Genomic DNA, 13678 nt, shown 5'->3' on the forward strand with positions numbered 1-13678 from the left:
ATCATTTCGTCAAGCGGAACACGACGGATTCATAAGGTCGAAGGTTCATATGGGTAAAAACATTGGCGGTATCTTCATAGTTGGAGAGCAGGATGTCACTCGTCCACCCATTCACGTTCACTTCTTCAGGCAGGGTGAATGTGGCGTCTGTTCCGTAGAAATTATTCACCACCAGCAGTTTCTCGTCCTCTCCGTTGCGCACATAGGCGAACAGGTGTGGATCGTCTTCGAGGATGAGCTGGTAATCACCATCCGTGATCACGTCGTACTCTTTCCTTAGCTTGATCAGCTTTTGATAATGATAGAACACAGATGATGGATCATCCATTGCGGCTTCAGCGTTGAACTCCCGGAAGTTCTTTGCAACAGGGATCCAGGGCTGTCCTGTAGTGAATCCTGCGTTTTCACTTCCATCCCACTGAACAGGCGTACGGGAGTTATCGCGGGATTTATGTCTTAGGATCTCAAGGATTTCGTCTTCCGATTTCCCTTGTTCCTTCATGATGTTGAACATATTGATCGACTCCACGTCCCGATACTCATCAATGCTCGTGAACTTCGGATTCGTCATCCCGAATTCTTCCCCTTGGTAAATATAAGGCGTCCCCTGCATCATGTGGATGGTCGTGGCGAGCATTTTCGCTGATTCCTTATGGAACTCTCCGTCATTTCCGTAGCGGCTCACGATCCTTGGCTGGTCGTGGTTACACCAGAAGAGGGCGTTCCATCCTCCGCCGTCGTGCATTTCCTTCTGCCAGGTGGAGAGGATGTCCTTGAGCTGCTGGAAGTCAAAGTCGGCGACCGTCCATTTCTCACCGCCGGGGTAATCCACCTTCAAGTGGTGGAAGTTGAACGTCATGCTGAGTTCGTTCCTGTCGGGACGCGAGTATTTGATGCAGTTATCGATCGTCGTAGACGACATCTCCCCGACGGTCATGATGTCGTGTTTCGAGAAGACTTCACGGTTCATCTCCTGCATGTAATCATGAACATTAGGACCGTCCGTGTAAAACTTGCGTCCGTCTCCAGGAGCGGTGGAACCGTCGTCATCAGGGAAGCGCTGGTCTTTTGAAATCAGGTTGATGACGTCAAGACGGAAGCCGTCGACGCCCTTGTCGAGCCAGAAGAGCATCATGTCGTACAGCTTACGGCGGACAGCATCATTTTCCCAGTTGAGGTCTGCCTGTGTGACGTCGAAGAGATGAAGGTAGTATTGACCGGTCGCTTCGTCATACTTCCAGGCATTTCCTCCGAATTTGGACTGCCAGTTCGTCGGCTCGGATCCGTCGGGCTTGCCGTCGCGCCAGATGTAGAAGTCACGGTATTCGCTGTCTTTTGACTGACGTGACTCGATGAACCACTGGTTCTCTGTGGAGGTGTGGTTGATGACGATGTCGAGGATGACTTTGATGCCGCGGGCGTGTGCTTCGCTCAGGAGGTTCTCGAAGTCTTCCATAGTGCCGTATTCGGCGTGGATGGAGAAGTAGTCGCTGATGTCGTAGCCGTTGTCGCGCTGCGGGCTTTCGTAGATGGGGGTGAGCCAGATGACGTCGACGCCGAGTTTGTTGAGGTAGTCGAGTTTTTGGGTGATGCCTTGAATGTCTCCGACTCCGTTACCTGTTGTGTCGTTGAAGCTTTTGGGGTAGATCTGGTAGACGGCTGCTTTTTTCCACCATGGTTGTGGTTGTTGTTGGGTCATTTGGGACACCTTCCTTTTGGTTTGGTTTTTTAGGGTGTGGTTCATGGACTATTTGATTGGTTCGTGCCTTTCCGCTGCGGTCGTCCGCTTTCCTCGGGGAGTCAGTTGAGCCGCTTCGGCTGCGCCTGCAGGGTCTCAACCTTGCCTCTATTCCCGTAGGAGTCAGGTGGCCTTCGCTGCAAGGCACTTTGTGGTGGTAGGTAGGATGATTTGTTCCACATCTATTTAATGGGTGTGGAAAACCCTCTCTACTTCGTAATAAGTAGTGCAATTATATGTGGGTTTGGAAGTCGCGCTCTGGCTCTACTCCTGATTATCTCCAAAGAGTGTAGTGACCTATCCAGGTTGCTTTCTTTTTGATTAGTAAAAAGGGAGCGGGACTGTTTGTCCTTGTCGCTCCCTCATTTTAACTTGTATATACAAGTTGGTTCAACTGTTTTAGCTGATTTTGTTTTTGCTGAATTTGGCAAATAGGATGGTGAGCAGGAATGGGATGATGATACAGATGACCATTCCGATGGCGAATGTTAGGTAGTATTGCGGTTTGAAGGAGAAGATTCCTGGGATTCCTCCTACGCCGATGGAGAAGGCTTCGGTGCCTGTTGTGGCGAGCAGGACTCCTCCGATGGCGGAACCGATGATGGCTGCGATGAACGGGAATTTGTAGCGCAGGTTGACCCCGAACATGGCAGGTTCAGTCACTCCGAGATAAGCGGATAGGGCGGAGGTACCGGCCAGGCCGCTCAGTTTTTGGTTTTGTTTCTTCGCAAGGAACATCATGGCGAGTGCGGCAGATCCCTGTGCGATGTTGGATAGTGCCAGAATCGGCCATAGGAATGTTCCGCCTGTGTTGGATACGAGCTGCAGGTCGACGGCCAGGAACGTGTGATGCATCCCGGTGATGACCATGACTGCGTACAATCCACCGTAAAGTAGACCACCGAGCCAGCCGAAGTGACTGAAGATCCAGATGACGCCGTCTGTCAGTTGGTTACCGATGAAGAATGTGATCGGACCGATGACGATGAAGGAAAGCAATCCAGTGACGAGCAACGCTACAGGTGCTACGACCAACAGCTTGATGGAATCATGAACATGTTTATCTAAGAAACGCTCGATTTTCGCTAATACATAAGAGGCAACGAGGATCGGGAGGACTTGTCCCTGATACCCGATTTTATCGATTTCAAGACCGAAGATGTTCCACGTCGGGATCTTTTCAGCAGATCCGTAGGCCCACGCATTGAGAAGGTCCGGGTGGACGAGGATCAATCCAAGGACGATCCCTAGCAGTGGATTTCCGCCAAAACGCTTCATGGCCGACCAACCGATGAGTGCAGGCAGGAAGGTGAAGGCCGTGTTGGCAATCAGATTAATAATATTGGTGAGGTCTGCCCATTGTGGATAGACGTCGATGACGGACTTATCGTCGAAAAAGATTCCAGGACCCGTAAGGATATTGTTCAGCCCCATCAACAGACCCGCCATGACGATGGCCGGCAGGATCGGGATGAAGATATCAGCCAGGGTCTTGATGGCCCGTTGAAGCGGATTCAAATTCTTGGACGCTTCATTCTTTACATCTTCCTTTGATACTTCTTGGATGCCTGTTTCCTCAGCAAGGATTTTATAGGCCTTATCAACGAGTCCCTGCCCGATGACAACCTGGAACTGTCCGTTTGAAGAGAAAGATCCCTTTACGATGTCGATATCATCCAATTTCTCTTTATCGACTTTTCCTTCATCCTTCAGAATAAGGCGAAGACGTGTCACGCAGTGCGTCGCGGTCGAAATATTGTCCGCTCCCCCGATGGCTTCGATGATCTGTTTAACCGATTGTCTATCCACGCTCATGTGAATCCCTCCCGAAATGTGTTCGCTTACATTTGTAACAACCATTCCCCATATGGAATGAGTAGAAACTCCTAATCTATCGGTAACGCTTCCAAAATACTGTGTTGTATATACAAGATCTAGTTCAATTGTAATCTTGTATATACATGTTGTCAATAAAAATGTAGAGCGTTTTCATTTTGGTGTGCTTTATAAAAAATTCTCCCCCGACATCCTCCTGACACATTCACCCTCTACAATCAATCTTGCAAGGCTAAAATCTACAAATTCAAAATGAATTGGAGGTAGGTAAGATGTTGAATGTACTATCGGCAAAAGTAGTGGCGGGTGCATTGTCATTGGGAATCCTGGCGCCGGCTGCGTATACGACGACGCAGGACACGGCGGAGCAGCCGCAGGTGGAGGAGAAGCAGCAACTTGATGAGGAAACAAAGTCCAAGCTGGATGAAATCAAGGGCCAGGTGGAGGATGGTACCATCACAAGGGATGAGGCGAAAGAAAAGCTCGATGAGTTGGGGATCCGTCCTCCGGGGCGCGGTGGTCATCACGGCGGGCCTGGCATGGAGCTTGATGATGAGACGCGACAGAAGCTGGATGACATCCGGGATCAGGTGAAGTCGGGTGATCTGACGGAGGAAGAAGCGAAGGAAAAGATCGCTGACCTCGGTATCGAGATGCCGCAGCGACCGGACGGGATGGATGAGGAGACTCACCAGAAGACCCATGACATCCGCGACCGCTACATGGCCGGCATGATCACGAAGGAAGAGGCGCAGAAGGAGCTGGATGAGCTTGAGGTCGACTTGGATCTCGATAAGATGCCGGATCCGTTTGCCGATCTGGATGCAGCAACGAAGAAAAAAACCCAGGCCATCCTGAAGAAGGCGGTCGAAGGGACCATCACCCGGGAAGAAGCGCATGATCAGCTTGAAGATCTCGGCGTAAAGTTTAAAGGACCTCGTGGTGGCGGTGATCACGGTCCATCTGCAAGCTTGAAGGAAGACGGTCAGTCTGATGACCAGACCGATCTGGATGCATCCAAGACCAGCGTGACCCTTTGACCCCTTTCCTATAAATGAGAGTGCCGTCCCCCTGGCACTCTTTCTTTTTCCCCAAGCATTTCTTCCCCAACCGTTTTTCCCTTATAATGCTTCTATAGGAGGATTTCTCATATGAAAACCATACAGATCGTTGAAGATGAAATCACCATATCCAGAGTCCTGAAGGCGTACCTGACGAAAAACGGCTTTGACGTTGTGCAATCATACTCAGGCAGCGAGGCCATGAAGGATTATAGGGATGTGCAGCCGGATCTTGTGCTTCTCGATGTCATGCTGCCGGACGGCGATGGCTGGTCGGTCCTGGAGTCAATCAGGACTCTAGCGCCGACGCCTGTCATCATGCTCACGGCCCTCGGCGACGTGGACTACCGCCTGAAGGGTCTGACTTCGGGTGCCGATGATTACATTGCGAAGCCGTTCATCGGGGATGAAGTCGTCGCACGCGTCCAGGCCGTCCTGAGGAGGAGCGGCCCCGTGTACGATACGGGAAGCGTAAGGCTCTATGGTGATCTGAAAATAAACCGCCAGTCCCATACCGTTCACTTGAAAGGGGAGGAGATCACCCTGACGCCGCGGGATCTTTCCGTCTTTCTTTTCCTTGCTGACCATCCGAATCAGACGTTCACACGCGAGCAGCTCATCGACCGGGTGTGGGGCATGGATTATGAAGGAAGCGATCGCGCCGTGGATCTTGCCGTGAAGCGGATCCGGAAGTCACTGGAGGAGTGGCCGAAGGAGCAGGGGGAGATCCGTACGCTCAGGGGATTGGGGTATCAGTTCAGTGTTCACGAAAGCTAAAGAGCCGGGCCGTCAGACGCTCCTCCGCTACTGGACGACCCGCTACCTCATCACCCTTGTCGTCGGACTCCTCGTCATCGCCCTGATCTCGGCAATCTGGATCCGGAAGACGACGATCGATAACCGCCTGAACCTGACCCAGGTCATGGCCCAGGAGCTCGCCGACCGGATCGTGACGGAAGACGGACAGATCCTCATCCCGCCCGTCCTGAAGGATGTCGTCGAAGAGCGGAGCAAGCTCCTGAACCTTGATGAGCCGCCGTCCACCTTTGTCGTCGATCCTGAAGGAAACGTCCTTTCAGACAAAAACCATTTCCGCGGAGGGCCACCGGGCACCCAACCGCAGGCGCAAAAGATCTCGACGACGTTCTTTGAGAAGAGAAAGGTAGAGATCAATCTCGGTGAAGAAGGGAAGGCGTATGCCATCAGCCAGCCGGTGAAAAACGGAGACGATGTCCTTGGCTATGTGGTCATGCTGAACCTCGAGAAGGACCTCGGGAAAGTGAACCAGGAGTACCGGCTCCTCGCCATCCTCCTAGTGAGCCTCGGTCTGCTTGGCTGGCTCGTCATCTATTATCTGTCACGGAAGCTGTCGGCTCCGATCTCGGAAGTGGCAAGAGCTGCGAGAGTCGTTAGCGAAGGGAACTATAACGTCAGCTTGAAAGAACCCGCGAAGGAGAAGGAAATCTACGAGCTCGTGGACTCCTTCCAGCAGATGGCCGAGAAGCTCCAGCACCTGGAACAGCTCAGGTCGGAGCTTCTTGCCGGCGTCACCCATGATCTGAAGACACCGGTCACCTCCATCAGCGGCCTCATCCAGGCGGTGAAGGACGAGGTCGTGACAGAAGACGAAGCGAAGGAATTCCTCGATATCTCCCTGAAGGAAGTGGACCGCCTGCAGCGGATGATCGGCGACCTTCTTGACTTCAACTCCTTCTCATCAGGGGCCATCCCAGTGCGGAAAGAGACCGTCTCCATGAACGACCTTGTGGAGGATATCGTGAATCAGTGGAAGCAGACCCAGGTGAAGGAATCGTTCCAGTTGGAAGTGGAGACGCCCGCTGAAGATATGGAAGCAGACGTGGATCCATTGCGGGTCGAACAGATCCTCATCAACCTCCTGAACAATGCGCGTCAGGCACTCCCAGATGCAGATGGCAGTCTACGTGTGAAGCTCGACCGGACAGGGGATATTTGCACCGTATCGGTCAGCGACACGGGGAGCGGGATTCCGGAAGCGGAACAAGCACTGATCTTTGAACGCTTCTACCGCGGGGAAGAGAAGAAGCTCAAGACGCGCGGTCTCGGACTTGGCCTACCGTTTTCCCGGATGCTCGCCCAGGCCCACGGAGGCAGTCTTCGCCTGGAGCGCAGCTCATCTGAAGGGACGATGTTTGTGGTGGAGTTTCCTATTAGATAGGAGCTTGTGAATGTGGTGGTAGAGTTGGTAATAAGCCACCCGTAGTCGGGAATAAGTCATTCTTCTTGGGGAAATGTCATTCAAGTTGGGAATGGAATGGACTGCGCCGAACAGAGTTGGTAATAAATTTTCCAATGTCGGTAGAAAAATTCAAAATGTCGGTAATAAAATTTCAAAAGTCGGTAGAAAAAGGCTGGCGCATGGTCTCGAACACCCCGCCAGCCTACCGGTTCGACTCCATTTGTCTCAATCCAAGCCATATGAATCCCCCACCCGGCGAAAAAAAGCCCCGATTCCTCAAAAAAACCTCAACTTCACAAAAAAAGCCCCACCCAGGGCCCACATCACTTAAACCGCCATCCATCTTCCCCAAACCGTACCTGTCCATCCTCCTCCGGAATCTCAAACGATGCCAGATAGTACTCGCCCTCTCCAAGTTCTACCGTACGATAGTATTTCGGCTGGTCAAGAGGCCTTATGATCGTCGCGGTCAGACGTGTATGGGCAGGATCTTCCTTCTTCCCCAGCAAGATGACATGATGTTGATACTGATCATAAGTTTGTTTTGTATCCGTCCACAATACGTGGTGAATTTCATCATCCTTTACGAGGGCATATCCGATCCGGCCGTCCTTCAGAAGGAATGAAACCGCTTCTAGGCCATCATCAATCGAGTGGTTCTGTAGAATGTCCTGGACATGAATCTCCTCAGCAGCGGCCTCGATCTTCTCCTTCATCGACAGGGGAGCAGTCTGACCCTCGTTCTGTACCCACACCACAACCCCCACAAGAATCCCAACAAACAATATAGAAGAAAAAAGCAAAATCCTCTTCAACACCCCACCCCATTCCGCTTCAAAATACGGTAAACCGTTCTGATTAGTATTATACCTTAAAATCCCAATAATATGTTAATTACTTCCTTATATTGTCCCCAATTCAGGAAACAGCCCCCATAAATACCCCAAACCACCTATGAACAAACCAAACTACCATCATTACCACAAATTACTAAACGTGATTATACTGGGCTTTCTTCCATGTTTTTCTTTACATAAGAAAATAAGCCTATTAACCTATCGGACTAGTTCGGAGATAATGGGTAAGCGTGCAAAAACGACATTATTTGCGAAGGAGAAAGATCTTGAAAAAAACGATAATCGCTTTTACAACTGCTGCTGTTCTGTCATCTATGGCTGTCGATTCGATTGAGGCTGCCTCTTATAAAGTAAAGTCTGGGGATACGCTTTCTGGAATCGCCGTTAAATACAATACAAGTGTCTCAAGTCTGAAATCCATGAACAAACTGAAGACCGATATAATCTATGTGAATCAGGTATTGGAAGTGTCGAAATCGACAACAACCTCATCATCCACTACAACATACACCGTGAAGTCAGGGGACTACCTGTCGAAGATCGGCCAGAAGTACAATGTGTATGTAGCGGATCTGAAGAAATGGAACAATCTAAAGAGTGACCTGATTTATCCTGGTCAAAAATTGATCGTGTCCGGTAGCTCGAAGTCCACTTCGACCTCGACTACGACGGCTTCAAAACCGTCAACATCCGGAAGCTATTCGGTCAAATCCGGTGACTCTTTATCCTACATCGCGTACAAATATGATGTAACCATTTCACAATTGAAATCATGGAATAAGCTGACGTCGAACACGATCTATGTCGGCCAGAAGCTTAAGGTGAGCGGCTCGACCTCGACTTCCACTTCGACTGGAACGGTAAGCACTGCAAGCACGGGCACACAGACACCGTCATCATCAACAGTCGTTAACGTGGCGAAGAAGTACCTAGGCACTCCGTATAAATGGGCCGGTACAACGCCATCCGGATTCGACTGCAGTGGATTCATCTACTATGTATTCAACGAAGCGGGCTACTCCATCTCCCGTACGAACACGGAAGGCTACTACAGCCAGGCGAAATCTGTGTCCAATCCGGTACCGGGTGACCTCGTATTCTTCGAAAACACCTACAAAGCCGGCATCAGCCACATGGGAATCTACCTCGGCAACGGGGAATTCATCCATGCATCTGACAGCGGCGTAGTGGTGACGAAGCTGAATAATACGTATTGGGCTCCGAAGTTTGTCGGATATAAACGTTTCTAAAAGGTACAAGCGCTGTGCTGATGATCTCATCAGCACAGCTTTTTTTTATGACATGGGTGCAATTTCATATTGTGAACTTGGGAAGGCTTGATAGAATAAAGGATGGGAATAGTATCTTGGAAAAATGATTTGTGTGTCTATTCACAAAGCCAACTGAAGGTACTTATCCAAAATCAAGATACATGGAAGACTCTTTTCCTTCTCCTTAACGCCCATGTTGTATGGGTGAATATTCCACGGCAGAAAGTCGTGTTGCCACATTCAAAAGTGGGTATGGTAAAGATAAACCTACTATGTACTTTAGGAGAATTATGATGCTATTGAAAAATATATTTCCTTTTGCTTCCGGTAAGGACGATAAGTACTTCGATAAAGTTCCATACACCGTTCTTAACCATGAGGCATTAAAAAAGAAATCAAAAGTAACGATCGTCATTCCTGTTTATAATGCTGAAAAATATCTTATCAAAGCAATTGATTCGGTCATTGTCCAGACCTTTGGGTTTGCACAGATCACGGTGATCCTCGTCGATGATGGTTCTGGTGACAAATCGAAGGCGATGCTGAAGAAATTTGCAGATTTATATCAGAATATTGTAGTCGTGTATCTAGAGGAAAACACCGGAACACCTGCCTTCCCGAGAAACCTGGGGATACATCTTGCAAATTCCACGTACCTGATGTTCTTGGACGCTGATGACTGGCTCGATCACGATGCCATCCGCCAACTATATGAACTGATGGAAGAGGCGAAGACAGATTATGCCGTCGGGAAAACAATCCAGGTCAGCTCCAAAACTGAAAAGCTTGTTGGCCGGTATGAGTCATGTAAGGTAAGGAAAAGCGTATCGCCCTATTCCATACCCCATATCTTCTATCACCTCGGCCCTACAGCCAGGATGATGAGGCTCTCATTTCTGAAGGATCGTCACATTCGCTTCCCGGAGATGAAATACGCTGAAGATAAGCAGTTCTTTATTGATGTCTTGACCCAAGTGGGTACCATCTCTACCACAACGGCACCGATCTATTATATCAATCGCTTCTCTGATAATGTTTCCCTGACCAGGCAGACTGATATCATCGAGAAGATGGATACGAACATCACGGTGTTGAAATATGTGATGGAGAAGAACCTCCCACCTGAAGAAGAGAAGATGATCGTCAATCGTCTAGTTGAATTCGACAGTATTACCCGCTTGTTCAACCGGAAACACTTTGTGAAAAGCGAAGATCGTCAAGCCTATTTTGATAAATTCGAAGAGGCCCTTGCTGTCTTCTCCAGCTATAACCGCCCTTACTCATTAGGTGAGACCATCAAGAAACCGTTGAATAAGCACTATTATTCTCTGTTGAAAAACAAAGAGTACGAGCGCGTAGCGGCACTGGCAGAGTGGGCTACTTCAGGAGGGGAAAGCTGGGTAGAAGAGAAGGATGGTCTACCCTACACCATTGCGAAGCTTCAGGACGGAACATTGACCCCAATCGAAATCCCGGTACAAGCCAAAGTACTAAGCGAAAATCAATCTGGAAAAAACGTCTCCTTTACCATCAATCTTTCAGGACATCTTAATCCGACAATTCAGGCCGTCGAGTTGCAGAACCGTGATTTCCTGGAGGATGTCTTTATAATTGATGAGGATATTCAACAAACAGGTAATGAGGTCACGCTGACTTTCTCAAAAAAATCTCTCTCATTTCTGGAGAAGGGTAAGTATATTTTATCCTTGCGTTACGATGATTATGAAAGCGTAATGGTGGAGAAAGACTCGGATGAGAAATACCATATTGAAGGAAACGATCGAACGTTTATCCTCTATCAAACAAATAAAGGAAACCTATCTCTTATGGTGAAATAAGGAGGGCTCAGACTGAGCTCTTTTTATTTTGACTTAGTATAAGGAGGATTCCACTCCCTTTTTATAGAAATAAAATACCATTAGGGAATGAGGAGGGCGTGTATGAGCAAAAAATGGATCAGTATCATTCTGGGGACGGTTCTCTTAGTGACCGTAGCTGGTGTCTATATGGCTCTTGAAAGTCTCGAGCCTGATCATAAATCCGCTCAAGAAGGACAGGAAGAAGGGGCCGCGCGGGCGGCGGAAGTCAAATCGAACAAGCCTACTGTGACGGGTAAAGTGGACGGCAATCCATTCGAAGGAGACGTCAAGACCCCGATATCGGAAGAATTGATGCGGCAATATATCCATGCCATGAGCCACCAGAAGGTGAGGGCAGGGGAGAAATGGTCCTTCTTTAAGATCACCAATGAGCGGATCACCTTCCTTCTGCAACAGCTGGATGAAGAAAAATATAAGAACGATGAAGAGTACCGGGACATCCTCACCCGATGGCAAAAAGGGGACTTCTCACAGGCCGTCGGCGATCATAACACCGTTTGGCGCCTCATGGGCGGCAACATTGGGAAAGCAAAGGGCCTTCTATCCGCCAAACAGGAGAAAGAGTATCTTGAAGAGCAGGACAGGGAAACCCGATAAGGAAAAAGGAGGGGAACGCATGGAACGGTTCGAATTCAATCTGTCCAATCGGAAGGTGAGGCTGTGGCTGTTCGCGGTCATGCCGATCCTCATCGTCAGCATGATTCTGTATTGGGTACTGCCGAACGAATACGCCTTCGTTCCCGCCATCATCCAGGGCGGGACGGTGCTGGTCTACTTTTTGACTACCTTGAGAACATAGAAGAAGCGAGCCCACGAGGCTCGCTTCTTCATTTCTTCCGGAACTGATGCTTATTCGTATTGAACGGCGTGAAGTAGGAGACCGAATAATCGAGATTGATCAGCTCGCTGTATTCAAACACCTGACCATCCTTCAGGATTCCGCGGTTCACGATCTTCATCGCGGCGAGCCCCTTCTTGCAGTTCAACAGCTCCGCATCTTCCTTCGAGACATTCACGGCGCTATAGCTCGTGATAAAATGAGAGATCTCATATCCGCATTTCTGTACATACTCATGAACCGACTGGGCAATCACGCCTTCATCCAGATCCGGGAAGAGCTCTACGGGAATAAGGGACGTTTCAATCTGCACCTTCTGGTAGTCGACGAGACGCACACGCTTGAAGGACCAGACATCACTCTGGCTGTCGAAGATCCGCTGGGATGACGCTGACGCTTTCTCCCGTTTCAAGTAGACGACCTTTGATTCAATGTCCTTGAACTTCTTCTCCTGGAGGGAGTTGGAGATCAACGGGCTCTGGGTGATCGTATCGGTGACGAAAATCCCCGATCCCTGTACAACGTGGATGCTCCCGATGTTGAGGAGCTTCTTCAACGCTTCCCGGATTGTATAGCGCGACACCCCATACTGGTCCGCAAGCTCCCGTTCCGTTGGGAGCTTGCCGCCAGGTGGGTACTTATTCTGATAGATCTTACTCAGCAGGTCATCGGCGATGAATTCCCGCTTCTTCATCTCATCCTCTCCTTCCGTTAAGGAGTATGGATCGTCCCGTTCGGCAGGCGGGACTGGGTCCATTCGTGCTTCCTGTACACGCAAGGATACCCCTTCGCCATGTCTTCGTCAAAGTCGACGCCGATTCCTGCCCGTTCGATCGGGTAAATATAGCCTTCCTTCACCTCGACGGTACCTGGGAACATCTCGCGGATCACGTCTTCCGGCTCTTGGACTTCCTGGATGGCCGCATTATGAAGGAACATGTTCAGGTGCGTATTAACGGCAACACCGATCGGGGTCATATCCGACGGACCATGCCAGGCGATCTGCACGCCGAACGTCGCGCAAAGGGCGCCGAGCTTCAAGGCCGGCGTGATGCCTCCGATTTGGGAAACATGACAGCGGATATAGTCAATGCGGCGATTCACGATGAGCTCCTTCCATTCCATCGGATTGTTGAAGAGCTCGCCTGTTGCAATCGGCGTCGTCGTCTGACTCCGCAGCTGCCCGAGCCACTCATTTTGATCCGGAGGGAGGACGTCTTCAAGGAAATACGGCTGATACGGCTCGAGCTCTTTTGCAAGGCGGATTGCCTGATTCGGGGACAGGCGCTCATGGACGTCATGAAGGAAGTGGAGTTCGTATCCGTACTTCTCACGCAGCGCCTTGAACATCCTTACGACATCGCGCATGTAGATATCGGGATCATAATACTCCCCGTCCATGAGCTGATCCGGGAGATGCATTGCGTGATTCTTCCCACCGTACTTCCCGAGCTGACAGCGGATATGGCGGAATCCACGTTCTACCAGGGCATCGACACCTTCGAACAGTTCATCCAGGGTCAGACCGTCGGCGTGGGCATAAGCGGCGATGGCGCTCTTCGATTTCCCTCCGAATAATTGATAGAGAGGCATATCGGCAAGCTTCGCCTTGATATCCCACAGGGCCATGTCGACTCCGGCGATGGCATTATTGGTGATCGGGCCGTTCCGCCAGTAGGAGTTCACCATCATCATCTGCCAAAGATCTTCAATATCGTGAGCGTTCCGTCCGATGAGGATCGGCTTCAAGTATTCTTCCACCACCATCTGGACAGGGAGCGGACGCTGCTGGAACGTCGCGCAGCCGTACCCGGTGATGCCGCTGCTCGTCTCCACCTTCACGACAACAAAGTTATGACGGTGGGGGTTCGTGACGACAGCTTCTATATGTGTAATAAGATTCGGTTCCATGTGGACACACCTTCCATTTCGTTTACGATGACTCAAGTAAAACACAGGCAAATCACCGCGGTCAATTT

12 protein-coding genes are annotated in these 13678 nt (G+C 50.0%); 7 read left to right on the forward strand and 5 right to left on the reverse strand.

Features of this window, described 5'->3' with window-relative positions; translation table 11 throughout:
• Position 1: 1 nt before the first annotated feature.
• Both treC and treP read right to left on the reverse strand, forming a co-directional pair.
• Complete coding sequence (gene treC / locus ABJ225_RS15840) at positions 2–1699, reverse strand: alpha,alpha-phosphotrehalase (protein ID WP_347321036.1); 1698 nt, start codon at positions 1697–1699, stop codon at positions 2–4.
• A gap of 438 nt (positions 1700–2137) precedes the next feature.
• Entirely contained in the window at positions 2138–3553 is a 1416-nt protein-coding gene (gene treP / locus ABJ225_RS15845; protein ID WP_218247543.1) for a PTS system trehalose-specific EIIBC component, read from the reverse strand.
• A gap of 293 nt (positions 3554–3846) precedes the next feature.
• Between treP and ABJ225_RS15850 the strand changes: the two genes are divergently transcribed.
• The 3 genes from ABJ225_RS15850 (at position 3847) to ABJ225_RS15860 (ending at position 6832) form a co-directional block, all read left to right on the forward strand.
• Positions 3847–4614, forward strand: a complete 768-nt coding sequence (locus ABJ225_RS15850) for a hypothetical protein (RefSeq protein ID WP_347321037.1) — start codon at positions 3847–3849, stop codon at positions 4612–4614.
• 111 nt (positions 4615–4725) lie between these two features.
• On the forward strand, positions 4726–5412 hold the full coding sequence (locus tag ABJ225_RS15855) for a response regulator transcription factor (RefSeq protein WP_252265280.1): 687 nt from the start codon (positions 4726–4728) through the stop codon (positions 5410–5412).
• A complete protein-coding gene (locus tag ABJ225_RS15860) occupies positions 5396–6832 on the forward strand; it encodes a HAMP domain-containing sensor histidine kinase (protein ID WP_347321038.1) in 1437 nt (478 codons plus the stop codon). Before ABJ225_RS15855 ends, ABJ225_RS15860 begins: the two co-directional genes overlap by 17 nt.
• A gap of 344 nt (positions 6833–7176) precedes the next feature.
• Here the strand turns inward: ABJ225_RS15860 and ABJ225_RS15865 are convergent, their stop codons facing one another.
• The gene (locus tag ABJ225_RS15865) at positions 7177–7638 is read right to left on the reverse strand and encodes a hypothetical protein (protein ID WP_347321039.1); all 462 of its coding nucleotides are present in this window, start codon (positions 7636–7638) and stop codon (positions 7177–7179) included.
• Between the two features lie 338 nt (positions 7639–7976).
• On the opposite strand from ABJ225_RS15865, the gene ABJ225_RS15870 reads away from it, so the two are divergent.
• The 4 genes from ABJ225_RS15870 (at position 7977) to ABJ225_RS15885 (ending at position 11660) form a co-directional block, all read left to right on the forward strand.
• Positions 7977–8960, forward strand: coding sequence for a C40 family peptidase (locus ABJ225_RS15870; RefSeq protein WP_347321040.1), 984 nt, complete (start codon positions 7977–7979; stop codon positions 8958–8960).
• Positions 8961–9274: 314 nt separating this feature from the next.
• Positions 9275–10819 (forward strand): glycosyltransferase family 2 protein, encoded by a 1545-nt coding sequence (locus ABJ225_RS15875; RefSeq protein WP_347321041.1) that lies wholly within the window; start codon positions 9275–9277, stop codon positions 10817–10819.
• Positions 10820–10921: 102 nt separating this feature from the next.
• Positions 10922–11458, forward strand: a complete 537-nt coding sequence (locus ABJ225_RS15880) for a DUF6241 domain-containing protein (RefSeq protein WP_347321042.1) — start codon at positions 10922–10924, stop codon at positions 11456–11458.
• Between the two features lie 19 nt (positions 11459–11477).
• Positions 11478–11660 carry a hypothetical protein gene (locus tag ABJ225_RS15885; RefSeq protein WP_142129557.1) on the forward strand — a complete coding sequence of 61 codons (183 nt, stop codon included), beginning with the start codon at positions 11478–11480 and terminating at the stop codon, positions 11658–11660.
• A gap of 28 nt (positions 11661–11688) precedes the next feature.
• Here the strand turns inward: ABJ225_RS15885 and ABJ225_RS15890 are convergent, their stop codons facing one another.
• Positions 11689–12393, reverse strand: a complete 705-nt coding sequence (locus tag ABJ225_RS15890; protein ID WP_347321043.1) for a GntR family transcriptional regulator — start codon at positions 12391–12393, stop codon at positions 11689–11691.
• Between the two features lie 17 nt (positions 12394–12410).
• Positions 12411–13610 carry an enolase C-terminal domain-like protein gene (locus tag ABJ225_RS15895; protein WP_347321044.1) on the reverse strand — a complete coding sequence of 400 codons (1200 nt, stop codon included), beginning with the start codon at positions 13608–13610 and terminating at the stop codon, positions 12411–12413.
• Between the last annotated feature and the right edge of the window lie 68 nt (positions 13611–13678).

The organism is Rossellomorea sp. RS05 (assembly GCF_039822645.1).
GTDB classification, from domain to species: domain Bacteria; phylum Bacillota; class Bacilli; order Bacillales; family Bacillaceae_B; genus Rossellomorea; species Rossellomorea marisflavi_B.

Excerpts from the sequence above, each read along its gene's own strand:
- treC (WP_347321036.1), bottom strand. The coding sequence starts at position 1,699 with ATGACCCAACAACAACCACAACCATGGTGGAAAAAAGCAGCCGTCTAC.
- treP (WP_218247543.1), bottom strand. The coding sequence starts at position 3,553 with ATGAGCGTGGATAGACAATCGGTTAAACAGATCATCGAAGCCATCGGG.
- ABJ225_RS15850 (WP_347321037.1), top strand. The coding sequence starts at position 3,847 with ATGTTGAATGTACTATCGGCAAAAGTAGTGGCGGGTGCATTGTCATTG.
- ABJ225_RS15855 (WP_252265280.1), top strand. The coding sequence starts at position 4,726 with ATGAAAACCATACAGATCGTTGAAGATGAAATCACCATATCCAGAGTC.
- ABJ225_RS15875 (WP_347321041.1), top strand. The coding sequence starts at position 9,275 with ATGCTATTGAAAAATATATTTCCTTTTGCTTCCGGTAAGGACGATAAG.
- ABJ225_RS15880 (WP_347321042.1), top strand. The coding sequence starts at position 10,922 with ATGAGCAAAAAATGGATCAGTATCATTCTGGGGACGGTTCTCTTAGTG.
- ABJ225_RS15885 (WP_142129557.1), top strand. The coding sequence starts at position 11,478 with ATGGAACGGTTCGAATTCAATCTGTCCAATCGGAAGGTGAGGCTGTGG.
- ABJ225_RS15890 (WP_347321043.1), bottom strand. The coding sequence starts at position 12,393 with ATGAAGAAGCGGGAATTCATCGCCGATGACCTGCTGAGTAAGATCTAT.
- ABJ225_RS15895 (WP_347321044.1), bottom strand. The coding sequence starts at position 13,610 with ATGGAACCGAATCTTATTACACATATAGAAGCTGTCGTCACGAACCCC.